The following is a 21253-nucleotide window of genomic DNA, read 5'->3' as shown; positions in this document are numbered from 1 at the left end:
GCACCGAGACTTTTCTTGACGCATCCCGTTCGCTTCCTGCTTCTTGCCCCCGCGCTGACTGCGCTGGCCCTGTCGGGCTGCGTAGATCCGACCGTGGTCGCCACGTCCCCCGCCCCGGCGGCGCGGCCCGTCGCGGCGCCTCCGGCGGCGGTGACGGCGAAATCCGCCGCCGCCCGGGCCTATTTTTCCGAGGTGCAGCGCGCACTTCTGGCCGAGGGGCTGATGCGCACCGATGGCGGCGGGCCGGACACGCCCTTCGACGACCGCATCCTGGCCGAGAATTTCCTCCGCGTGGCGCTTTATGACGAATATTCTCGTGCCGGCGGTGGCTTCGTGCGCGGCGAAACCTCGTCGATCCTGCGGAAGTGGGAAGTGCCGGTTCGCGTCGGCCTGCGCTTCGGCGCCTCGGTGCCGCCCGACCGGCAGGCCACCGACCGGGCAAGGATCGCCTCTTATCTGGCGCATCTGGCGCGTCTGACCGGCCATCCGATCGCCCTGGCGGACAGCGAGGTGAATTTCACCATTTTCATCGTTTCGGAAGACGAACGCGAGGCCTTGGCGCCACAGCTTGCCGCAGCGATGCCGGGCCTGTCGTCGCGCGACATATCGGATGTCACCCAGATGCCGCGGACGACCTATTGCATGGTCTATGCGCTCTCGCCCGGCAATACCGGCGCCTATAACCGCGCCGTCGCCGTGGTCCGCGCCGAGCATCCCGACCTGCTGCGCCAATCCTGCTTCCATGAGGAAATCGCGCAGGGGCTGGGCCTGGCCAATGACAGCCCCAAGGCGCGCCCCTCGATCTTCAACGATGACGAGGAATTCGCGCTGCTGACCAAGCAGGACGAGATGATGCTGCGCATCCTCTACGATCCGGCCTTGCGGCCGGGGATGCGGCTGGCCGAGGCCCGGCCCATCGTGGAATCGCTTGCACGCCGGCTGTTCGGCGGGAACAGTTGACCCGCATTCCCGGGTCTGATTGCGAATTGGAAGGACAAAGCCATGGTCTTCGATTTCCTCAAGGGCGAGTTCATCGACGTCATCTCCTGGCTCGACGACACGCGCGACACGATGGTCTGGCGCTTTGACCGGCGCGACCAGGCGATCAAGATGGGCGCCAAGCTGACGGTGCGCGAGGGCCAGGCGGCGGTCTTCATCCATGAGGGGCAGTTGGCCGACACGTTCGGTCCGGGGCTCTATGAATTGCAGACCAACAACATGCCGATCATGACCACGCTGCAGCACTGGGACCACGGCTTCCAGTCGCCGTTCAAGTCCGAGGTGTATTTCGTCTCGACCACGCGCTTCAACGACCAGAAATGGGGCACGAAAAACCCGATCATGGCGCGCGACCCGGAATTCGGCCCGGTCCGCATCCGCGCCTTCGGCACATATTCCATGCGCGTGACCGACCCCGGCAAGTTCATGACCGAGATCGTCGGCACCGATGGCGAATTCACCACCGACGAAGTCTCGATGCAGATCCGCAACATGATCGTGCAGGCGGCAAGCCAGGTTCTGGCGGGTTCGGGCATCCCCGTCCTCGACATGGCCGCGAATCTTGAGGATCTGGGCAAGATCATCGCCACCCGCATCGCCCCCAAAGTGGCGGAATACGGGTTGTCGATCCCGGAATTCTATGTCGAGAACATCAGCCTGCCGGAAGAGGTCGAAAAGGTCCTCGACAAGCGCACCTCGATGGGCGTGGCGGGTGATCTGAACAAATACATGCAGTTCAACGCCGCCGAGGCGCTGGCCAATCCGGCCTCCGGGGCTGGCGGCATGATGGGCGCGGGCATGGCCGCCGGCATGGGCATGGGTATGGCGCAGAACATGGGCCCCTGGGGTGCCGCCCCGGCCAATCCCTCTGCCCCGCCGCCCCCGCCGCCGGCGGGCAAGCAGTGGCATGTCGCCGAAAACGGCGCGACCAAGGGCCCCTTCTCCGAGGCCGACCTGTCCGGCATGGTAGCCTCGGGCGCGCTGGGCCGCGCCAGCATGGTCTGGTCGGCCGGGATGGAGGGCTGGAAGCCCGCCGCCGATACCGAACTGGCCCGGCTTTTCGCGCAGGTTCCGCCGCCACCCCCCGCCCCCTGATCCGCGAAGCCTGATCGACCATGACCGGACAACAGGAATTCCGCTGGCCCTGCGAGCAATGCGGCGCGCAGCTTCGCTTCGCCCCGGGCCAGACCGAGTTGGTCTGCGATCATTGCGGCCATGTGCAGAAGATCCCGGCCCGCGATGCGCGCGGCCAGGCCGAGGCGCTGGCCGAGCATGACCTTCTGGCCGCCTTGCGCGACGACCTGCCGCGCGGCGCGATGGAAGAGGTCCGCACCGCCACCTGTACCGGCTGCGGCGCGCTGATCGAATTCCAGGGCGCCACCCATGCCACGGAATGCCCTTTCTGTGCCTCGCCCGTCGTGCTTGACAGCGGCGCGCATCGCCAGATCAAGCCGCAGGCGCTGGTGCCCTTCGCGCTGACCGAAAGGCAGGCGCGCGAGGCCATGGTGGGCTGGATGGGCAGCCTGTGGTTCGCCCCCAACACGCTGATGGAATATGCCCGCAAGGGCCGTGCGATGAACGGCGTCTATGCGCCCTACTGGACCTTCGATGCCGAGACGCGCAGCCGCTATAGCGGTCAGCGCGGCGAGTATTATTACGAGACACGCACCGTCACCGTGCGGGAAAACGGCCGTTCGGTGCAGCGCCAGGAACGGGTGCGCAAGACGCGCTGGTATCCCGCTTCGGGCCGGGTGGCGCGCGATTTCGACGATGTGCTGATCCTCGGTTCGGCCAGCCTGCCGCAAGGCATGGCCAAGGGCCTTGCGCCCTGGAGCCTCTCCGCCCTTGTTCCCTACGCGCCCGATTACCTCGCCGGTTTCGATGCCGAAGGCTATACGGTCGATCTGGCCCCCGCCCATGATCAGGCGCAGGAAGAGATGTCCTGGGTGATCCATCAGGACGTGCTTCAGGATATCGGGGGCGACGAGCAGCGGGTCGATACCATCGACACCGACTGGTCGGACGAGACCTTCAAGCACATCCTGCTGCCGATCTGGCTGGCGGCCTATAAGTACAACGGCAAAAGCTACCGCTTCCTCGTCAACGGTCAGACCGGCAAGGTGCAGGGCGAAAGGCCTTGGTCGGCCTGGAAGATCGCCTTTGCCGTCCTGGCTGCGGCAATTGTCGCAGGCGTGGCAGCCTGGATCTATAGCAAACGATGACACCTGCCCCCTTCCTGCGCAGCCTGTTCGACCTTGCCGTGGAAGTGGCGGATCCGATGCGGATGCTCGCCTCGCACCTGCCGCCGCGCCCCCCGGGCCGCGTGCTGGTCATCGGCGCGGGCAAGGCCAGCGCCCGCATGGCCGAAGCGCTTGAGGCCGCCTGGGGCCCCTGTGAGGGGCTGGTGATCACCCGCTACGGCTATGGCCGCCCCTGCCGGGGGATCGAGATCGTCGAGGCTGCCCATCCCGTGCCCGATGCCGCAGGCGCGGCCGCCACCGCAAGGATGCTGGACCTGCTGCAAGGTCTTGGATCGGACGATCTGGTCGTCGCGCTGATCTCGGGCGGGGCGTCCGCCCTGCTGGTGGCACCGGCGGGACAGATCACCCTGGCTGAGAAACAGGCCGTCAATGCCGCCCTTCTGGCCTCAGGCGCGCCGATTTCGGCGATGAACCTGTTGCGCAAGCATCTGAGCCGGGTGAAGGGCGGCCAGCTTGCCGCCGCCGCCTATCCGGCGCGGATGCTGGCGCTGATGATCTCGGATGTGACGGGCGATGACCCGGCGCTGATCGGCTCTGGCCCCACCGTCCCCGATGCCAGCACCGCCGCCGAGGCCCGCGCCGTGCTGGAGCGCTGGCAGATTGCCGCGCCGCAATCGGTTCAGGCCGTGCTGGCGGGCAAGACCGGCGTCGTCCCGCCCGGCGATCCGCGCCTGTCGCGTGTCGAAAATCGCGTCGTCGCGGCCCCGGCGCAAAGCCTTGATGCCGCCGCCCAGCGCGCCCGCGCGGCGGGCTGCGAGGTTACGGTGCTGGGCGACCGGCTGGAAGGCGAAGCGCGCGAGGTCGCGGCCGATCAGGCCGCGCAGGCGATGGCAATCGCCGCGACGCTGCGGCCCGGCGACGCGCCCCGGCTGCTGCTTTCGGGCGGCGAGTTGACCGTCACCCGGCGCGGCGCCGGCTCGGGCGGGCCGAATGCCGAGTTCTGCCTTGCGCTTGCCCTGGCTCTGAACGGCCATCCCCAGATTCACGCCATCGCCTGCGACACCGACGGGGTCGATGGCGCCGCCGAGGTGGCGGGCGCGCTGATCGGCCCGGCCACCCTCAAGGGCCACACGGATGAGGCCAAGGCGGCTCTGGCCGAAAACGACTCGCATGGCTTTTTCGGTCGCATCGGCGCGCAGGTTGTCACCGGACCGACCCTGACCAATGTGAACGATTTCCGCGCCATCCTGATCCTGCCGCCCGCAACTTGACTCCTCTCCCGCCCGGCCCGAAAAGCGCGGCAGCAACCGGAGGCTCGCATGGCCCTTGATCTGACCCGCGTCCTGCCGCAGGCGCATATCCCCGAGCTTCCCGCGCCCTATTACGGCAAGGTCCGCGATTGCTATGATCTGCCGCCCTCGCCCGGGTATCCGGCGGGCCGCCGCATCCTGATTTCTTCCGACCGTATCTCGGCCTTCGACCGCATCCTTGCGGCGATCCCGTGGAAGGGCCAGGTCCTGACCCAGACCGCGCGCTACTGGTTCGATCAGACCGCCGATATTTGCCCCAACCACGTCACCGCCTATCCCGACCCCAATGTGGTGATCGGGCGCCGGGTCGAGATCCTGCCGGTCGAAGTGGTGGTGCGCGGCTATCTGGCGGGAACCACCTCCACCTCGATCCTGACGCAATACAAGGCCGGCGCGCGCGAGATGTATGGCCACCGGCTGCCCAACGGAATGCGCGACAATCAGCAATTGCCCGCCGCGCTTATCACCCCCACGTCAAAGGCCTTTGACGGCGCCCATGACGAGCCGTTGACCCAGGACGAGATCCTGTCGCAGGGGCTTCTGACCCGTGCCGAATGGGACGAGGTCTCGGCCCATGCGCTGGCGCTTTTCGCCCGTGGCCAGAAGATGGCCGCGGATCGCGGTCTGATCCTTGTCGACACCAAATACGAGTTCGGCCGCGACGAGACGGGCCGCATTCTGCTGGCCGACGAAATCCATACGCCCGATTCCAGCCGCTACTGGCTGGCCGATGGCTATCAGCAGGCTTTCGAGACCGGCGCCCGCCCGCCCAGCTTCGACAAGGATGTGATCCGCGCCTGGGTCGTGGCCCGCTGCGACCCCTACAAGGACCCCGTCCCGGAAATCCCGTCCGAGATGATCGCCCGCACGGCGCAGGTCTATGTCGAGGCCTATGAAATGATCACTGGCAAAACCTTCGTGCCCGATACATCCGGCGCCACACCGCTGGACCGTGTTCGCGGCAATCTTGAGCAATACTTCACGTCATGAGCGATTGTTTGCGCTACCCGCCCGGAACCGGCTAGCATGCGCGCGGGATTGGGGGAGAGAAAGCCGATGATTCTCAGCTGCGGCGAAGCACTGATCGACATGCTGCCGCGGGTCTCGACCGCGGGCGAGGCCTGTTTCGCCCCCTATGCGGGCGGAGCCGTCTTCAACACCGCCATCGCCTTGGGCCGCCTCGGCGCGCCCTCGGCCTTCTTCTCAGGCGTCTCGACCGACATGCTGGGCGATATTCTGGCGGATACGCTGGCCGCGTCGAAGGTCGACCTGCGCTATCTGGCGCGGTCTGACCGGCCCACCACCGTCGCCTTCGTCAAACTGGTGAACGGCCAGGCCACTTATGCCTTCTATGACGAGGGCACGGCGGGCCGGATGCTGTCTCCCGCCGAACTGCCGATCCTGGCCGAAGATGTGCAGGCGCTGTTCCTCGGCGGGATTTCCCTGGTCAACGACCCCGCCGCTTCGACCTATGAAGAGTTGCAGATCCGCGAATGCGGACGGCGCGTCACCATGATCGACCCCAATATCCGCCCCGGGTTCATCGCCGGCAAGGAAGAGGCCTATCGCGCCCGCATCAACCGCATGATCGGCCGGGCCGATCTGGTGAAACTGTCGGACGAGGATCTGCACTGGCTGGAAGGCGCGGGCGATCTGACCGCGCTGGCACAGGGCATCCTGGCGCGCGGGCCGAAAGCCGTCTTCATCACCGAAGGCGCCAAGGGCGCGCGGGCGGTGACGGCAGCGCAGAACCGCTTTGTCGCGGCGACCAAGGTCGAGGTTGCCGATACAGTTGGCGCGGGCGACACGTTCAACGCGGGCGTCCTGGCCGCGCTGCATCAGGCGGGCGCGCTGACCAAGGCGGGGGTCGGGGCGCTGACCGAAGGTGTTCTGGATCAGGCCCTGTCGCTGGGCACCCGGGCCGCTGCCATCACCGTCAGCCGTGCCGGGGCCAACCCGCCCTGGGCCAACGAGCTGTGAGGGCGATCCTTCAGCGCGTAACCCGCGCGCAAGTCTCGGTCGGGGGTCAGGTGATCGGGCGCTGCGGGCGCGGCCTGCTGGTTCTGGTCTGCGCGATGCAGGGCGATGCCGAGGCCGAGGCGGAAAAGCTGGCCGCCAAAGTGGCCAAGATGCGCATCTTCCGCGACGATCAGGACAAGATGAACCTCTCGATCCGCGACATCGGCGGCGCGGCCCTGGTGATCAGCCAGTTCACCCTGGCGGCCGATCTGCGCGGCAACCGTCCGGGCTTTTCGACCGCCGCGCCGCCCGAACGCGGCCGCGCCCTCTATGAACATTTCGCGGCACGCCTTGCCGCCGAAGGCCTGCCGGTCGAAACCGGCAACTTTGGCGCCGATATGGCGGTGGAGCTGGTGAATGACGGCCCGGTGACGATCTGGATCGACACCGACCAGATGTGACCGCATTCCGGTTTTCCGTCGAAAGATCCGGCCCTTCCGGGCTGGCGCTCAATTGAACGGGTTGGACGGGCTTTTCTGTGTGATCACATTGCCGCACTCGATCAGCGCGTCGATCGAGGCCTTGGACCCGGACAGCGAATAATCCTGCACCGATCCGCCCTTGTTGTCGCGCAAATACAACCGGTTGCCCCGCGCGATCTCGGTGATGAATTCGACCCCGGCATCGCTGTTCGGCAGGGTGAACAGCACTGAATTCTGATAAAGCTCGGCCGCCGTCAGGTTCCAGGACGGCTTGCGGTCGACCTGCACCACCAGATCGGCGGTCGAGCCCTCGCCAAAGCTCCAGGACGTCGAATAGAATTGCAATTGTACGCTTTCATCCTGGAAGGTCCAGATCGAGAAGCTCTCGCCCGGCGCTGAAACCTGAGCGACGCAGCCCAATCCGCCGTCATCCCAGGCCACAAGTTCGACCTGCCAGTTCTTGTGCGAGAACAGCACTTCCGATTGCGGCGTGGCAAAGGCGGGCAGAACCGAGGCCGCCGTGGTCGCGGCAGCGACAAGGAAGCTGGCAATCTTCATCGGAGAAATCCTTCAAGGCGTCGTGATGATCGCGTGTACTTTGCGTCCTGCATCGCGGCCAGGCAAATGAAAAAACCTGTCATCTGCGGGGCCTTGGCGGGCCGCCGGGGCGTTCACGCCCCAGCGCCGACGGCTTGCCAAACGATGGGCGACCGCCGCATTCCCCCCCTGGGGATCATCAAAGACGGGCGCGGGCCTGGCGAGGCGTCAATCCGCCCAGTCCCATGCGCCGGGAAAGGCCCCTAGCACGCGGCTCGTCTCGGCCGCGTCGCATTCGCCGGATTTCTTGACCTGGGCCACCAGACCGCGCTTCTTGTCCTCGACCACGGCGCAGACCGTAGCGGGCAGCCCGGCCTTGGCCAGGGCAGCATCGAAGACCCGGGTGATCGCCCGGCGGCGCAGGTCGGGCTTGAAGACCTTGCCCACCGCCGTCTTGGGCAATTCGTCCAGGATCTCGATCCGCTTCGGCACGGCGGCACGCTCGGCAATATGGGATTCGGCAAAGGCCAGAAGCTCGGCCTCGGTCACGCTGGCGCCCTTGACCAGCTCCACATAAGCGACCGGCAATTCCCCCGAATGGGCATCGGGCTGGCCGATCGCGCCCACGAAAGCCACTGCCGGATGGCCCATCAGCGCCTCTTCGATCAGGGCCGGGTCGATGTTGTGACCGCCCCGGATGATCAGGTCCTTGGCCCGCCCGGTGATGAACAGATAGCCATCCGCGTCGATCCGGCCCAGATCGCCGGTGCGCAGAAAGCGACCCTCGGCGAAGAGATCCCTGTTCTTGTCGGCCTCGGTATAGGTCGAGCCTTCATAGACGCCGGGATTGGCGACGCAGATTTCGCCCACTTCATCGACCGCGCATTCACGGAATCCGATGGCCCCTTCTTTGGTCAGGATGCGGACATGGGTATGCGGGAAGGGCAGCCCGACCGAGCCGATCTTCTTCTGCCCCGCAGGTGGGTTGCAGGCGACAAGGCAGGTGCATTCGGTCAGGCCATAGCCCTCGATGATCTGTATGCCGGTCGCCTTTTCGAACCGAGCGAACAGTTCCAGCGGCAGGGGTGACGAGCCCGAAAACGCCCCGCGCAGGGTCGAGATATCGGCATCGATCTTTCTTTGCATCAACGCCGACAGCGCGGTGGGCACGGTGATCAGATAGGTCACGCCATAGCGGGCGCAGAGTTTCCACAGATTGTCGAACACCCCCTCGCCCCGATAGCCCTGCGGCGTCGGAAAGACGACATGCGCCCCCGCCCCGATCACCGACATCAGGATCGGATAGGCCGCGAAGACGTGGAACAGCGGCAGCGGGCACATCAGCACGTCGGATTCCCGGAACAGGATGGTCGAGCCGAGCCAGCCGTTATAGACCATGCCCGAAACCTTGTGCTGCGCCACCTTCGGCATCCCCGTCGTGCCACCGGTGTGGAAATAGGCGGCGACGCGATCTTCGGGCGGGTCGTCGAAGGTCAGCCGGTCGGCGGGCTGGGCGGCGGTCGCGGTATGGAAATTGATCAGCTGGGCATGGTGCCGAACCGGGTTCTTCGGACGAACCAGCGGCACGATCAGCTTCTTCAGGCCGCTCAGATAGGTCAGCAGATCAACCTCGACCACGGTCTTCACGCCGGGCGCGAATTTCACCGCCTCGGCCACTTTCTGCGACAGATCGGTCTTGGGGAAAGGCTTCAGCGTGACCACGACCTTGGCGCCGGTCTCGCGCAGGATGGCGCTGATCTGCTCGGGTTCCAGCAGCGGATTGATCGGGTTGACGATCCCGGCCACCGCCCCCGCGATCAGGGTGACCGCGGTTTCCATCGTGTTGGGCAGGATATAGGCGACTACATCCTTCGGCCCCACGCCCAGCGACCGGAACAGGTTCGCGGCCCGGGTGACCCGGCCATGCAATTCGGTCCAGGTCAGCGTGACCTTGGGGGCATCGGGGGCCGAGAAAAGCTGGTAGCTGATCGCCGGGCGCGCGCCATGGGCATCGCGGGCTCGGGTGACGAATTGATACATGGTGCGGGCGACATCGCGGTCGGCCCAATTGGCCGCCTCTGCCTCAAGCGCCTTCACATCGGCCAAAGTGGCGAAACTGGTCATCCGGTCCTCCCCTGACGTCTCTGGCCGCATTCTGCCGCACGGCCTCTCCCTACGGGGAATGTGAGGTCTCCTCCGCGCTTTGCCAACAGCAAACGGCGCTTGCCGACGCAACGTCGCCGACGCGCAAAGACTCAGGCCGCGCCTTCGGTGAATTGCAGCCGGGCCAGCCGCGCATAAAGCCCGTCCTGCGCCACCAGCTCGTCATGCGTGCCGATTGCGGCGATGCGGCCCTGCTCGAAGACCACGATCCGGTCGGCCCGCTTTACTGTCGCCAGCCGATGCGCCACGACCAGCGTCGTGCGCCCCTCGGCCAGCCGCTCCACCGCCGCCTGCACCGCGCGTTCGCTTTCGGCATCCAGCGCGCTCGTCGCCTCGTCCAGCAGCAGCACCGGCGCATCGCGCAAAATCGCCCGCGCGATCGCCACCCTCTGCTTCTGCCCGCCCGACAGCATCACGCCCCTCTCGCCCAGAAACGTGTCATAACCCTGCGGCAGCGCGTTCAGGAACTCATGTGCCGCCGCCGCCCGCGCCGCGGCCTCGACCTCGGCATCGCTGGCCTCGGGCCGCCCGAAGCGGATGTTCTCGCGCGCCGAGGCGGCGAAGATCACCGGATCCTGCGGCACCAGCGCAATCGACTTGCGGAACGCGTCGCGCCGCATCTCGCGCAGATCGACACCATCCAGCGTGATCCGCCCCTCCTGCGGATCGTAGAAACGCTGCAACAATTGCAGGACCGTGGTCTTCCCGGCCCCCGACGGCCCGACCAGCGCCACCGTCTCGCCCGGCCGCACATGCAGGCTGACCCCGTTCAGGGCCGAGGTCTCGGGCCGCGCCGGATAGCGGAAGCTCACATCCTCAAAGGCGATCTCGCCCCGCACCGGCTGCGGCAGCGCGCGCGGATGGGCCGGATCCTGCACCTTGTCCTCTACGGCCAGCAGTTCCACCAGCCGCTCGGTCGCCCCAGCCGCCCGCTGCAATTCGCCCCAGATCTCCGACAGCGCGCCGACCGATCCGGCCACCATCACCGCGTAGATGACGAACTGGATCAGCTCACCCACCGACATCGTGCCTGTCCGCACGTCCCGAGCGCCAACCCACAGAACGCCGACAACCCCCGAGAAAACCAGAAAGATCACGATCACCGTCATCACCGCCCGCGTGCGGATGCGCGCCTTGGACGAGCCGAAGGCCTTTTCCGTCACCTCGGCAAAGGCGCCGCGCGTGCGCCCCTCATGGGTAAAGCTTTGCACCGTCTGGACCGCCAGAAGCGCCTCTGAGGCCGAACCCGAGGAAGAGGCGATCCAATCCTGGTTCTCGCGGCTCAGAACCCGCAGCCGCCGCCCCAGCACGATGATCGGCACCACCACCGCCGGCACGACCAGAAGCACAAGCCCGGTCAGCTTGGCCGAGGTCAGCATCAGCATCACCAGCCCGCCCAGAAGCATCAGCAGGTTGCGCAGCGCGATCGACACCGAAGAGCCGATCACCGACAGGATCAGCGTCGTGTCCGTGGTGATCCGGCTCAGCACCTCGCCGGTCAGGATCTTTTCGAAAAAAGCCGGAGAGAGGCCCATGACCTTGTCAAAGACAGCGCGGCGAATATCGGCCACCACCCGCTCGCCCAACAGGGTCACGATGTAATAGCGCGCCCCGGTGCCCAGCGCCAAAAGCCCGGCAATCGCCAGAAAGGCCAGGAAATAATCGTCCAGCAGGCCGACATGTGCGGTGTTGAACCCATCCACCACCCGGCGCACCGCCAAAGGCAGCACCAGGCTGACCGAGGCCGTCAGGATCAGGGCCGCCAGCGCGGCAAGGGCCAGCTTGCGATAGGGCCGGATGAACGGGGCCAGGCCCGACAGCGCCCCCACCTGTCGCGAGCTGGGGCGGTCTTCAGTCGGGGCGGTCGAGGGTCGGCGGGCCATGGGCGTCTCGCTTGCGGTCATCTGGCGACCGGGTTTAAGCGGCAGGCTCTTGCGGGGCAAGCGCTGCAAATGTCGCGCCGTTTTCCCCGCCGCCGCCACCCCTTTCCCTTGCGCGCCCCCCATGCAACTCTGCCCGCGACCCAAGGCAGGAGCCGCCGATGGCCTTTTTCACCGCCCCCGACGGCGCAACCCTTGCCTATGACGATACGGGCGGCCCCGGCCTGCCCGTGCTCTGCCTTTCGGGCCTGACGCGCGAGCGGCATGATTTCGACGATGCGCTGCCCGCGCTGGCTGGCTGCCGGGTGATCCGCATGGATTACCGGGGGCGCGGCGAAAGCGCCTGGACCGGCCCCGCAACCTACACGCTGGCGCAAGAGGGCGATGACGCTTTGGCGCTGCTTGACCATCTGGCCATCCCCCGCGCCGCCCTTCTGGGCACCTCGCGCGGCGGGCTCATCGGCCTCGACCTGATGGTCCGCGCCAGGGACCGCCTGCGCGGCCTTTGCCTCAACGACATCGGCCCCGAGATCCCCCGTGCAGGGCTGGACCGCATCTTTCTCTATCTCGGCCGCAATCCGGCCCCGAAAACTCTGGCCGACCTGGCCGAGAAGATGCCCGCCGCCATGCCCGGCTTCGGCCCGCTTCCCCCCGGCAAATGGCTGTCCGAAGTCACCCGCTTCTACCGCGAAACACCGGCGGGGTTGCGCATCACCTATGACCCGGCCCTACGCGACGGCTTTGCCGCCGAATACACCCCACCTCACCGGGGCGATTGGCGCGGCTGGGCGGCCAGCCAGGGCCTGCCCGTCGCTCTGATCTACGGCGATGGCACCGACCTTCTGTCGCAGGCCACGATCGCCCGGATGCTGGAGATCCGGCCCGACACGATCCTCGCCCGTGTTCCCGGGCGGGGCCATGTGCCCTTTCTCGATGAACCCGAATCCGTGGCGGCCCTCGCGGCCTGGCTGAAGGCAATGCAATGACCGTGACCATCGACGATATCGACGCCGCCGCCCTCCGTCTGCGCGGCAATGTCCGCCAGACGCCGATGCTCTCGGCCCCGCTGCTCGACCGGCTTGCCAACCGCCGCATTCTGGTCAAGGCCGAATGCCTGCAAGTGACCGGCTCGTTCAAGGCGCGCGGCGCCTGGTCGGCCATCTCGGCCCTGCCCAAGGGCACGCCGGGCGTCCTTGCCATGTCCTCGGGCAACCACGCCCAGGGCGTCGCCTGGGCCGCCGCCGCGCATGGCATGACCGCGGTCATCGTCATGCCCTCCGACGCACCCGCGGTAAAGATCGCCAATACCAGGGCCTATGGCGCCGAGGTCGTGCTGTATGACCGCGCCGGCGACGACCGCGACGCAATCGCCGCCCGCCTCTCCGCCGAGCGCGGCCTTGCGCTGATTCCGCCCTTCGATCACCCGCTTGTGATCGCCGGACAGGGCACGACGGGCCTTGAGATCGCCGCCCAGACGCAGGCCCTTGGCATCAGCCGGGCCGAGGTTCTGGTCTGCTGTGGCGGCGGCGGGCTGACCTCCGGCATCGCCCTTGCCCTCGCCGCCCGTGCGCCCGGTCTGCGCGTTCACCCGGTCGAGCCGCAGGGCTTTGACGACATGACCCGCTCGCTTGCCACCGGCACGCCCCAGCGCAATCCGGCCACGACCGGCTCGCTTTGCGACGCCATCCTGACCCCCGCGCCCGGCAAGCTGACCCTGCCGATCCTGCAGGCCCATGCCCGGCCTGGCCTCGTGGTCAGCGACGATCAGGCGCTACAGGCCATGGCGCTGGCCTTCCAGCATCTGCGCATCGTGGCCGAGCCGGGTGGCGCTGTCGCACTGGCCGCCGCGCTTTTCGCCCCCGATCTGCCCGACACGGTGGTCTGCACGGTCTCGGGCGGCAATGTCGACCCCGCGCTTTTCAGCCAGGTCATCGCCCGCTTTGCTGCATGAATCGAACATTCCGGGCCCGAATTTGGCCCGTCTACCTCCAAAATCTTGAAGAATCCGAACATGCCCGCCGTTTTCCTGCCCGATCTTCGCGTCAACGCCCGCCTTGACGGCCCGCAAGACGGCCCGCCGCTGGTCTTCCTGCATGCGCTCGGCACCGATCTCACGCTGTTCGACCCTCTGGTCGAGGCCTTCCCGCGCCACCGCATCCTGCGGCTTGACCTGCGCGGCCATGGCGCCTCGGACGTGCCTGACCCTCCCTATGCGATGGGCGCGCTGATCCGCGATGCCGAAAGGGTCATCGACCATTTCGGCCTGCGCGACACCGTTCTTCTGGGCGTCTCGCTGGGGGGCCTCATCGCGCAGGGCCTGGCGGTCAAGCGGCTTGATCTCGTCCGGGCGCTGGTCCTGTCGAACACCGCCGCCCGGATCGGCCTTGGAAGACAATGGGAAGACAGAATCAAGACCGTTCTGGAAGACGGTCTTGCCGCCCAGATCGAGCCGACGATGGCGCGTTGGTTCGGCCGTGGCTGGCAGAACAACCCGGCCATGCCCGCCCTGCGCGCGCGCATGCTGGCGACCGACCCCAAGGGCTGGATCGGCTGCGCAAGTGCCATTGCCGGCACGGATTTTTACGAAACCACCGCCACGCTGCGCCTGCCCACACTGGCGATTGCCGGCGGCAATGACGGCTCCACCCCGCCCGATCTGGTGCGCGAGACCGCCGACCTGATCCCCGGCAGCACCTTCGCCCTGATCCAGCGCGCGGGCCACCTTCCGATGGCGGAACGCCCCGCCGAATATGCCGCGGTTCTGGATGCCTTCCTCACCCGCATCGGCCATGGCTGACGTGCTGCTGATCCATGGTGCCGGGCACGGCGCCTGGTGCTGGCACCGGCTGATCCCCGCCCTTGCGGACCTTGGACACACGGCACGCGCCATCGACCTGCCCGGGCGCGGCGGCACTACCACGACGCTCGACGCCCAAGCCCAGGCCATCCTCACCGCCCTGACCGGCCCGACCATCCTTGTCGCCCATTCCGCCGCAGGCTACCCCGCCAGCCGCGCCGCCAATCTTGACGACAGCAAGATTAGGGCTGTGATTCATCTTGCCGCTTGGCTGCCGCAGGCCGGACGCAGCCTGGCCGATCTGCGCCGCGCCTGGCCCGACAATCCCCTCGGCCCGGCCCTGCGCCTGTCGCCGGACCGCCTGTCTTACAGTTTCGACCCGGCCGGAGTAGAGGCGCTGTTCTATCACGACTGCCCGCCCGAAGACCGCGTCCTGGCCGCGCGCCATCTCTGCGCCGAACCCCGCGCCCCGCATGAAACGCCTTATCCGCCGGGCAAGTCCACCCGCCCGCAATTCTACATCCGCTGCAGCGAAGACCACGCAATCCCGCCCGCGCAACAGGCCGAGATGGCCGCCGCCCTGCCGCCCGAGAACCGCTTCGACCTGCCCGCCTCGCATTCCCCTTTCTTCTCCCGTCCCGAAAATCTCGCCCGGCTCATCGACCGGATCGCCAGGACCATCGTCTGAACACGACTGATCATGTCGCATTCACCTTCGCACCGCGTCGAAATCCTTCTTAGCCTCCTCTTCTGTTCCCAAATATCCCAAGGGGGTGCGGGGGTGTGAAATCCCCGGACCGCCTCGCCAAGCGAAAGGCCCGGCCATGAAGCTCAAGGATCTCGAGATTTTCGTCGTCGCGCCACCCGCGCCCGGCTGGGGCGGGCGCTACTGGATCTTTCCGAAACTGACCACCGATACCGGAATCGTCGGTTATGGCGAATGCTACGCCTCGACCGTCGGCCCCAGGGCGATGCAAGCGGTGATCGAGGATGTCTTCGACCGCCACATGCGCAGCGAGAACCCCGAAAATCTGGAGCTAATGTTCCGCCGGGTCTATTCCTCGGGCTTTACCCAGCGCCCCGACCCCACGGTGATGGGCGCTTTCGCGGGGCTGGAAATCGCCTGCTGGGACATCCTGGGCAAGGCGCGCAACCGCCCGGTCTGGGCGCTGATCGGCGGGCGGATGAATGACCGCGTGCGCAGCTATACCTATCTCTACCCCGAGCCGGACCAGGACCAGACTGAATTCTGGGTCAACCCAGACTGGCAGGCCGATGCCGCCGCCAAGGCCGTCGCCCAGGGTTTTACCGCTGTCAAGTTTGATCCGGCCGGCCCCTATACCATCCGGGGCGGCCATGAGCCGGCCATGTCCGACATTTCCCGCTCGGTTGCCTTTTGCAAGAAAATCCGCGAGGCCGTCGGCGACCGCGCCGATCTGTTGTTCGGCACCCATGGCCAGTTCTCCACCCCCGGCGCGATCCGGCTGGGGCGGGAATTGGAACCCTACAACCCGCTCTGGTATGAAGAGCCGATCCCGCCCGACAACCTGCTGGAATTCGCCGAAGTGGCCCGACAGGTCCGCATTCCCATCGCCACGGGCGAAAGGCTGACCACCAAGACCGAATTCGGCATGCTCCTGCGCGCCGGCGGGGTGAAAATCCTGCAACCCGCCCTTGGCCGCCTGGGCGGCATCCTTGAGGCCCGCAAACTTGCCGCCATTGCCGAGATCTTCAATGCCGAGTTGGCGCCGCATCTTTACGCCGGTCCGGTGGAATGGGCGGCGAATATCCACCTCTCGGTCTCGATCCCGAACCTGCTGATCGCCGAGACGATCCAGACCGGCGGCGCCTTCCATCTGGCGCTGATCCGCAACACGATCACATGGGAAGACGGCTATATCCTGCCGCCCGAAACGCCCGGCCTAGGCATCGATTTCGACGAAGACCTCGCCCGCGCCCATCCCTATACCGGCAGCGGGCTGCATCTGCAGATGCAAGAGGCGCCTTGCGACTATCGCCACGGCAACCGTTTCGAAGGGGGCGCTCCGTCAAAGACCTGAGAGGTCAAGGCGCAGGCGATGATTGGCGATCGCGGGAGGATCGCCATTTCTCAGCAAAATAAGGGCCTTAACGCCCTTCAGGTGCAAAATATCACCCCGTTGCACGTCAATGGGTTGCGCTCCGCGTTGCAAAATCGCGACCTGAACCGCCGCGCACTTCGATGTGAACGAAGCGCGGCGGTCGCAACCGCCCGTATCCCCGCGAAACCACCGCTTTTTACCGAACCTGCGAACGCACCTTCGGCATGGGTTGCTGTTCTGTCCGGTTCCGCGAACCAAGGAGCACTTCGCACATGACCACCAAGAATATCGCTTTCCGCATTCGCCAGAACGGCATGACCGTCGCGCGGGCCGAAGGGGAGAATGCCGAGGGCTACATCTGGCACTACGCCCAGCAGTATCGGGCCGATGGCGAAGTCACCATCCAGCACAACGCCGAAGGGCACTGGAAGCGTTACGCGCTGCTGTGCCAATGGCCCATTCCTGCGGAGGACCGCATATGACCACCCCCGAAGAACTGGACGCGCTGGCAGAGGCGCACATGTATCAGAGCGGCGAAACCGTTTGGCATTCAAGCGGCGATGACGCTGGACCGGACGTTGGGATCAGCGTCGGGCTTGGTGATGCGGCTCTATTTGCAGGAGAGTTGCCAGAACCAGATGGCAGCATCGGCTGGGGGCTAGCCATTTACCCGCAGGATGGGGAGCGGATCACGATTGCGCGGTCAGTCGATGCGTTCAAAGCGCGCGAAATGATCGAGGCAATTGCCGCCGCCATGCGCGCCCGTGGCGCTGCGTTGGAGGCGGAGAATTTCTCGCTGGCGTCATGGCAGTGCGAATTCACCGACGGCAAGACGGGGCTGGTTTATCACGACGGCGGTGGAACCTATTGTCAGATGCAACGCCGCGCGGAGGCCGCCGAGGCCGAACTGGCGCGCCGGGGGCAAGGGGTGCAGGTCAATCTCGTCTGGGAAGACCTTGACGGTTACGCTTGGCGGGCAACTGCCCCGCTCTTCGGATCGTTCCGCGTCGAGCGATACGGCAACGGACCGTGGCAGGCGCTTTGGTCCGTTCCCGGATATTGCGCGACTTTCGTTGACGGCGGTTTCGCAACCGCAGAGGACGCCAAGCAAGCCATCGAAGCCCGCATCCGCGCAGCCCTCGTGTCGCCCGGTGATGGGTGGGGCGGTCGAGGAACTTACCGGATCGAAGAATGGAAGGTGTGGAAGGGAGTTGATCCTATCAATCCGCGTTGGGGCGACTGCGGGTTTGCTTGCTCAACCTACGAGGATGCAGTTGGTCTGATGGACTATGTGGTACAGTCGTTTCCGGGGCGGATCAGACGCATTGTCTTTGATCGGTCCCCGCCCACATCGGAGGGCACGTGATGTCCGATCTGTTTCGCCAGTCCAGCGCCGTCATCAGCGAGTGCGGGCGATACCGCTACCGCCTCGAACGCGACCTTGGGGGCCGCAGCACCATCGCCGTAATCATGGTGAATCCCTCGACTGCAGATGCGTCAGAAGATGATGCGACTATCCGCAAGTTGAAAGGCTTCGGGCGCAGGAACGGTTGGGGGCGTATCATCGTCGGAAATCTGTTCGCTTTTAGGGCTACCGACGTGCGGCAGTTGGGGGCGGTAGTCGATCCAATTGGACCCCAGAACGATCACCACCTGATCGAAATCCTAGCGGAGAGCGACCAAGTGATCTGCGCGTGGGGGCCGCTCGGCAAGCAGCCCCGGATGCAGCGGAACCGCTTCTTGAACGTGCTGACCATGATCAGAGGGGCGGCTCTTGATCCTTACAGCATCGGTGCTCCAGCGAAATGCGGCCACCCTAAGCACCCCCTGATGCTGGGCTACGACAATCCGATCATCCCGTGGGTTCCGCCCGCATCGGAGGGCGCAGACCATGGCTGACGGGTGCCCCACCTGCCGCGATCTGCTGAACGAGGCGCTTAACCTGACGGTTCGCGGGCGAAACCTGGACGCCATCCAGCGGCGCGCGGACACTCTTGGCGCATCGGCTGAACCCGAGGAATGGCAGGCCTCTGGCCGGTTTGATGCCTATGTCGAGCGCCACAACTGCACCTGCGACCCGTGGCGGCACATTGAGACCCGCAGCCTGACGCCGCAGCTATGGGCGGAAGATCAGTTTCAGCGCGACCTTCACGATTGGGAAGTCCGCGCCCGCAAGCACATGATGGAGGCTGACCATGGCTGACGATCTGGTGGAACGGCTGCGTAAGCGCGCCAAAGATGAGCGAGAAATCCAAATAAATAACGAAGCAGTGGCCGAAGCCCTTAAGCCACAGTTGGAGGCTTTTGCGCGACGGGATGGGTCACACAACACGTTCGCAGTACGCCTTGGTCTTAACCATAAGAAATGTGCCGAGAACGACGCAAAACTTGCGGCAGATTGGGATGAAGCCGCCGACCGCATCACCGCGCTACAGGCCCAGAACCGCAAGCTGGTGGAGGCGCTGACCCCAAGCGGAGACACGAAGGCCGCCTACATGGGCGAGTTCAGCTTCCAGTCGATCAGCACGGATGAAGATGGCAATGAAGTCGCCGCCAAAACTTACGTGCCATGGACCACGATCAAGGAAATCATGGCGGCAATCCGTGCCCGCGCCGCCATCGCAGAAGCAGAGAAGGGAGAGGGGTGATGGAAGACTGGCAACCGATTGAAACAGCGCCGGAAGGCGTCGAAGTCATGACGAAGATCGAAGACGAGAAGGGTGCGCGCAACGAACAATCCCTCGTGAAGGTCACGCGCGAACCCGGCAAGACCAGACCGCTTTGGTTTTTCCCGGACCTGACCGTCTACGTCTACTACACGCCAACGCACTGGAAGCCGCTATGACCCTCCGCGACCACCTTGGCCCGCACACCCCCGAGAACGCGGCGCTGCATGACGAACTGGACCGGCTGGAAGCCAACCGAGACATGTGGAAGGCGATGGCCAAAACCGCTGAGGCTGGTCTGGATGCCACATACGGCAAAGGTTGGCGCGGTCAGTGCGTCCACGGGAAATGGGATTGGGAAGCGTGTGGGCAATGCTCAAGGCCCACCGCCACGATCACCCTGACCCCCGACGCATACGACCGGCTGCTGGCCGCGCGGGCGGTGGCGCTGGAGAAGGCGGCGAAGCACTGCGACAAGATCGCTGGAAACACGCTGGATTTCAACCGTGACTACCGCCGGTCAGCCGGTCTATGCTCACATATCATCCGCGCCCTCGCCACCACTTCCAGCACCGCAGCCCTTGACCGGGTGATCCGGGCGCATGTGCAGAAGGCGCTGGAGATAGCGCGGGAAGCCGTCTACGACTTCAATGATGCAGAAAACATCGGCAAAATCACCGCCGACGATGTGCTGCGCGAGATGGGAGGGCGGGGATGACGGAGCGCATCGTCGCCGCCGCAATCCAGATTGAGGGCGTAACCATATCCCTACCACAACCCGCAAGGCACGGACAGGTTTTGGCCTGCGCGTCCATCTTCGTAGAGGAGGCGTATCGGGTAACTGAAGTGCAGGGGTTTATCACGTCAAAAGGTCGTTTTGTGAACAGGGTGCAGGCCCGCCAGATCGCGCATATGGCAGGACAAGACCCAAAGCAGACAGGCGGAGATCATGAACTGTTTTCGGAGGATTTGTGGTGATGGTTGACGCATCCCCGCCGCATCCGCAGAGCGCGGTTAGCGCAAACCCCCTTCCCCGAATCGTGCAGGCGTGCGTCCATGGCCCCGGTCATTTTCACGGGGGTTTCCATGCGGGCGATTTTGCTGGCAGCTGCGGCTGCGATCTGGGCGGGCAACGCGGGGGCGGCGGTCTACACCCTGACATTCATCGCGGATGAACCCTACTGCTACGGCGAAGGCGAGTTCGAGTGCTTCGAAAATCCTCAGATCGTCCTGGATGTGCCATCCTTCAAAAATCTGGACATCTTCCAAGACTATGACACGGGCGATGGATCTGAATGGCTTGATGATCTGATCCCGCCCGTGTTGGGACTTCCTCAATGGCCAACAGGATGGTCAACGACAGTCCTTAGGATAAAGACCGACGCAGCCGGAAAGCTTGTAGACCTATGGTTTGAATGGGATGCCTATTGGGAAGGCCAATATCTTACCCTCAACGACTGGAGTGGATATTGGATCAATCAGGAAGGGTTTTACACCTTCGGGACTGGCGGAACTTGGGATGTTTCACCATCGCCCGTCCCCTTGCCTGCAACCGCCCCGCTGCTTCTCATGGCGATTTCAGGGGCAGTTGCTCTCCGGCGCAGGTCAGGTCGGAATGCCTAGCGTAGCGGCATGCGCCTCCCACACCTGACGACCGAATGATGTTCCGGTCCACGGGATATTCATAAGGCCTGGGCCGGGAAAATTCGGGCGGATCGTGTTAACGGTCGCCTTAAGGGCAATTTCATATTGCGCCTCGCCAGTCGGCCAGAAGCCCAGAGCCTTTGCCATGTAGAGGAAGGCGCCGGGCGTTTCGATCGGACGATATCCGTCGGGGATGCGGCCGGAGATCACGCCGCCATAGGAGTACGTCTTGTTCGGGGAAGGATTGTAGGACGAGTACCCCGCCTGCGGCGACGAAGAGTTGAACCAGTCGCACCATCCGTCTACCAGAACATTCGCGGCAGCGCTGTCTGGAACCCGACAATGCGCGCCGCCGGCTACGACCGGCAGGGTTGGGAAATCCGACTGGCGCATCTTGACCTGAATATGCGCACCGCCAGAACTGCCGATGGTGGAGTCCAGAACCTCGCTCTCAAGGCCGGTCGCCTCAGAAACAAAGGTCAGGCCCTGATAGTACTGGCGCTGGCTCTCTCCCGTGATCAGGGGCATCCTGAC

Annotated in this window: 25 protein-coding genes; 21 read left to right on the top strand and 4 right to left on the bottom strand. The window is 65.4% G+C overall.

Features of this window, described 5'->3' with window-relative positions:
- The first annotated feature begins 15 nt into the window (after positions 1 to 15).
- From ACED67_RS19645 to dtd, 7 genes are all read left to right on the top strand, one after another.
- Entirely contained in the window at positions 16 to 960 is a 945-nt protein-coding gene (locus tag ACED67_RS19645; RefSeq protein WP_395543431.1) for a DUF2927 domain-containing protein, read from the top strand.
- 42 nt (positions 961 to 1002) lie between these two features.
- Positions 1003 to 2094, top strand: a complete 1092-nt coding sequence (locus ACED67_RS19640; RefSeq protein ID WP_395543430.1) for an SPFH domain-containing protein — start codon at positions 1003 to 1005, stop codon at positions 2092 to 2094.
- A 20-nt stretch (positions 2095 to 2114) separates the two neighbouring features.
- Positions 2115 to 3221 (top strand): TFIIB-type zinc ribbon-containing protein, encoded by a 1107-nt coding sequence (locus ACED67_RS19635; RefSeq protein WP_395543429.1) that lies wholly within the window; start codon positions 2115 to 2117, stop codon positions 3219 to 3221.
- On the top strand, positions 3218 to 4471 hold the full coding sequence (locus ACED67_RS19630) for a glycerate kinase type-2 family protein (RefSeq protein WP_395543428.1): 1254 nt from the start codon (positions 3218 to 3220) through the stop codon (positions 4469 to 4471). Before ACED67_RS19635 ends, ACED67_RS19630 begins: the two co-directional genes overlap by 4 nt.
- Before the next feature lie 48 nt (positions 4472 to 4519).
- Positions 4520 to 5500: a phosphoribosylaminoimidazolesuccinocarboxamide synthase gene (locus ACED67_RS19625; protein ID WP_395543427.1), complete on the top strand. Its 981-nt coding sequence runs from the start codon at positions 4520 to 4522 to the stop codon at positions 5498 to 5500.
- Between the two features lie 66 nt (positions 5501 to 5566).
- A complete protein-coding gene (locus tag ACED67_RS19620) occupies positions 5567 to 6490 on the top strand; it encodes a carbohydrate kinase family protein (protein ID WP_395543426.1) in 924 nt (307 codons plus the stop codon).
- Positions 6487 to 6930, top strand: coding sequence for a D-aminoacyl-tRNA deacylase (gene dtd, locus ACED67_RS19615; RefSeq protein ID WP_395543425.1), 444 nt, complete (start codon positions 6487 to 6489; stop codon positions 6928 to 6930). The genes ACED67_RS19620 and dtd overlap by 4 nt, the downstream gene beginning before the upstream one ends.
- Before the next feature lie 48 nt (positions 6931 to 6978).
- On the opposite strand, the gene ACED67_RS19610 is transcribed toward dtd, so the two are convergent.
- The 3 genes from ACED67_RS19610 to ACED67_RS19600 form a co-directional block, all read right to left on the bottom strand.
- On the bottom strand, positions 6979 to 7509 hold the full coding sequence (locus ACED67_RS19610; RefSeq protein ID WP_395543424.1) for a DUF1176 domain-containing protein: 531 nt from the start codon (positions 7507 to 7509) through the stop codon (positions 6979 to 6981).
- Positions 7510 to 7716: 207 nt separating this feature from the next.
- Positions 7717 to 9612, bottom strand: coding sequence for an acyl-CoA synthetase (locus ACED67_RS19605; RefSeq protein WP_395543423.1), 1896 nt, complete (start codon positions 9610 to 9612; stop codon positions 7717 to 7719).
- A 131-nt stretch (positions 9613 to 9743) separates the two neighbouring features.
- Positions 9744 to 11534 carry an ABC transporter transmembrane domain-containing protein gene (locus ACED67_RS19600; RefSeq protein WP_395543514.1) on the bottom strand — a complete coding sequence of 597 codons (1791 nt, stop codon included), beginning with the start codon at positions 11532 to 11534 and terminating at the stop codon, positions 9744 to 9746.
- Between the two features lie 158 nt (positions 11535 to 11692).
- On the opposite strand from ACED67_RS19600, the gene ACED67_RS19595 reads away from it, so the two are divergent.
- From ACED67_RS19595 to ACED67_RS19530, 14 genes are all read left to right on the top strand, one after another.
- Positions 11693 to 12517: an alpha/beta fold hydrolase gene (locus ACED67_RS19595; protein WP_395543422.1), complete on the top strand. Its 825-nt coding sequence runs from the start codon at positions 11693 to 11695 to the stop codon at positions 12515 to 12517.
- Positions 12514 to 13482, top strand: a complete 969-nt coding sequence (locus ACED67_RS19590; RefSeq protein WP_395543421.1) for a threonine ammonia-lyase — start codon at positions 12514 to 12516, stop codon at positions 13480 to 13482. The genes ACED67_RS19595 and ACED67_RS19590 overlap by 4 nt, the downstream gene beginning before the upstream one ends.
- A gap of 60 nt (positions 13483 to 13542) precedes the next feature.
- Positions 13543 to 14328: a 3-oxoadipate enol-lactonase gene (gene pcaD, locus ACED67_RS19585; RefSeq protein WP_395543420.1), complete on the top strand. Its 786-nt coding sequence runs from the start codon at positions 13543 to 13545 to the stop codon at positions 14326 to 14328.
- A complete protein-coding gene (locus tag ACED67_RS19580; protein WP_395543419.1) occupies positions 14321 to 15016 on the top strand; it encodes an alpha/beta fold hydrolase in 696 nt (231 codons plus the stop codon). Before pcaD ends, ACED67_RS19580 begins: the two co-directional genes overlap by 8 nt.
- A gap of 136 nt (positions 15017 to 15152) precedes the next feature.
- Positions 15153 to 16388: a mandelate racemase/muconate lactonizing enzyme family protein gene (locus ACED67_RS19575; RefSeq protein WP_395543418.1), complete on the top strand. Its 1236-nt coding sequence runs from the start codon at positions 15153 to 15155 to the stop codon at positions 16386 to 16388.
- 293 nt (positions 16389 to 16681) lie between these two features.
- Positions 16682 to 16891: a hypothetical protein gene (locus ACED67_RS19570; protein ID WP_395543417.1), complete on the top strand. Its 210-nt coding sequence runs from the start codon at positions 16682 to 16684 to the stop codon at positions 16889 to 16891.
- On the top strand, positions 16888 to 17775 hold the full coding sequence (locus ACED67_RS19565; RefSeq protein WP_395543416.1) for a hypothetical protein: 888 nt from the start codon (positions 16888 to 16890) through the stop codon (positions 17773 to 17775). Before ACED67_RS19570 ends, ACED67_RS19565 begins: the two co-directional genes overlap by 4 nt.
- Entirely contained in the window at positions 17775 to 18308 is a 534-nt protein-coding gene (locus ACED67_RS19560; protein WP_395543415.1) for a DUF1643 domain-containing protein, read from the top strand. Before ACED67_RS19565 ends, ACED67_RS19560 begins: the two co-directional genes overlap by 1 nt.
- Complete coding sequence (locus ACED67_RS19555; protein ID WP_395543414.1) at positions 18301 to 18612, top strand: hypothetical protein; 312 nt, start codon at positions 18301 to 18303, stop codon at positions 18610 to 18612. Before ACED67_RS19560 ends, ACED67_RS19555 begins: the two co-directional genes overlap by 8 nt.
- Complete coding sequence (locus ACED67_RS19550; protein ID WP_395543413.1) at positions 18605 to 19057, top strand: hypothetical protein; 453 nt, start codon at positions 18605 to 18607, stop codon at positions 19055 to 19057. The genes ACED67_RS19555 and ACED67_RS19550 overlap by 8 nt, the downstream gene beginning before the upstream one ends.
- The gene (locus tag ACED67_RS19545) at positions 19057 to 19254 is read left to right on the top strand and encodes a hypothetical protein (protein WP_395543412.1); all 198 of its coding nucleotides are present in this window, start codon (positions 19057 to 19059) and stop codon (positions 19252 to 19254) included. Before ACED67_RS19550 ends, ACED67_RS19545 begins: the two co-directional genes overlap by 1 nt.
- On the top strand, positions 19251 to 19793 hold the full coding sequence (locus ACED67_RS19540) for a hypothetical protein (protein WP_395543411.1): 543 nt from the start codon (positions 19251 to 19253) through the stop codon (positions 19791 to 19793). The genes ACED67_RS19545 and ACED67_RS19540 overlap by 4 nt, the downstream gene beginning before the upstream one ends.
- A complete protein-coding gene (locus ACED67_RS19535; RefSeq protein WP_395543410.1) occupies positions 19790 to 20053 on the top strand; it encodes a Y16D family protein in 264 nt (87 codons plus the stop codon). The genes ACED67_RS19540 and ACED67_RS19535 overlap by 4 nt, the downstream gene beginning before the upstream one ends.
- A 78-nt stretch (positions 20054 to 20131) precedes the next feature.
- Positions 20132 to 20698, top strand: a complete 567-nt coding sequence (locus ACED67_RS19530) for a VPLPA-CTERM sorting domain-containing protein (protein ID WP_395543409.1) — start codon at positions 20132 to 20134, stop codon at positions 20696 to 20698.
- Here the strand turns inward: ACED67_RS19530 and ACED67_RS19525 are convergent.
- On the bottom strand, positions 20681 to 21253 hold a 573-nt coding region (locus ACED67_RS19525), incomplete at its 5' end, for a hypothetical protein (RefSeq protein ID WP_395543408.1). The two genes, ACED67_RS19530 and ACED67_RS19525, sit on opposite strands and share 18 nt — an antisense overlap.

Origin of the sequence: Neotabrizicola paludis, from assembly GCF_044142105.1 — a bacterium.
In the GTDB taxonomy this organism is placed as follows: domain Bacteria; phylum Pseudomonadota; class Alphaproteobacteria; order Rhodobacterales; family Rhodobacteraceae; genus Pseudogemmobacter.
Note: the sequence above shows the minus strand (reverse complement) of the source record. Positions and strands in the feature narration are given on the sequence as shown.

Excerpts from the sequence above, each read along its gene's own strand:
- ACED67_RS19640 (WP_395543430.1), top strand. The coding sequence starts at position 1,003 with ATGGTCTTCGATTTCCTCAAGGGCGAGTTCATCGACGTCATCTCCTGG.
- ACED67_RS19540 (WP_395543411.1), top strand. The coding sequence starts at position 19,251 with ATGACCCTCCGCGACCACCTTGGCCCGCACACCCCCGAGAACGCGGCG.
- ACED67_RS19535 (WP_395543410.1), top strand. The coding sequence starts at position 19,790 with ATGACGGAGCGCATCGTCGCCGCCGCAATCCAGATTGAGGGCGTAACC.
- ACED67_RS19550 (WP_395543413.1), top strand. The coding sequence starts at position 18,605 with ATGGCTGACGATCTGGTGGAACGGCTGCGTAAGCGCGCCAAAGATGAG.
- ACED67_RS19610 (WP_395543424.1), bottom strand. The coding sequence starts at position 7,509 with ATGAAGATTGCCAGCTTCCTTGTCGCTGCCGCGACCACGGCGGCCTCG.
- ACED67_RS19555 (WP_395543414.1), top strand. The coding sequence starts at position 18,301 with ATGGCTGACGGGTGCCCCACCTGCCGCGATCTGCTGAACGAGGCGCTT.
- ACED67_RS19605 (WP_395543423.1), bottom strand. The coding sequence starts at position 9,612 with ATGACCAGTTTCGCCACTTTGGCCGATGTGAAGGCGCTTGAGGCAGAG.
- ACED67_RS19590 (WP_395543421.1), top strand. The coding sequence starts at position 12,514 with ATGACCGTGACCATCGACGATATCGACGCCGCCGCCCTCCGTCTGCGC.
- pcaD (WP_395543420.1), top strand. The coding sequence starts at position 13,543 with ATGCCCGCCGTTTTCCTGCCCGATCTTCGCGTCAACGCCCGCCTTGAC.
- ACED67_RS19620 (WP_395543426.1), top strand. The coding sequence starts at position 5,567 with ATGATTCTCAGCTGCGGCGAAGCACTGATCGACATGCTGCCGCGGGTC.
- ACED67_RS19560 (WP_395543415.1), top strand. The coding sequence starts at position 17,775 with ATGTCCGATCTGTTTCGCCAGTCCAGCGCCGTCATCAGCGAGTGCGGG.
- ACED67_RS19630 (WP_395543428.1), top strand. The coding sequence starts at position 3,218 with ATGACACCTGCCCCCTTCCTGCGCAGCCTGTTCGACCTTGCCGTGGAA.
- ACED67_RS19635 (WP_395543429.1), top strand. The coding sequence starts at position 2,115 with ATGACCGGACAACAGGAATTCCGCTGGCCCTGCGAGCAATGCGGCGCG.
- ACED67_RS19600 (WP_395543514.1), bottom strand. The coding sequence starts at position 11,534 with ATGGCCCGCCGACCCTCGACCGCCCCGACTGAAGACCGCCCCAGCTCG.
- ACED67_RS19575 (WP_395543418.1), top strand. The coding sequence starts at position 15,153 with ATGAAGCTCAAGGATCTCGAGATTTTCGTCGTCGCGCCACCCGCGCCC.
- ACED67_RS19595 (WP_395543422.1), top strand. The coding sequence starts at position 11,693 with ATGGCCTTTTTCACCGCCCCCGACGGCGCAACCCTTGCCTATGACGAT.
- ACED67_RS19625 (WP_395543427.1), top strand. The coding sequence starts at position 4,520 with ATGGCCCTTGATCTGACCCGCGTCCTGCCGCAGGCGCATATCCCCGAG.
- ACED67_RS19580 (WP_395543419.1), top strand. The coding sequence starts at position 14,321 with ATGGCTGACGTGCTGCTGATCCATGGTGCCGGGCACGGCGCCTGGTGC.
- ACED67_RS19565 (WP_395543416.1), top strand. The coding sequence starts at position 16,888 with ATGACCACCCCCGAAGAACTGGACGCGCTGGCAGAGGCGCACATGTAT.
- ACED67_RS19570 (WP_395543417.1), top strand. The coding sequence starts at position 16,682 with ATGACCACCAAGAATATCGCTTTCCGCATTCGCCAGAACGGCATGACC.
- ACED67_RS19545 (WP_395543412.1), top strand. The coding sequence starts at position 19,057 with ATGGAAGACTGGCAACCGATTGAAACAGCGCCGGAAGGCGTCGAAGTC.
- ACED67_RS19530 (WP_395543409.1), top strand. The coding sequence starts at position 20,132 with ATGGCCCCGGTCATTTTCACGGGGGTTTCCATGCGGGCGATTTTGCTG.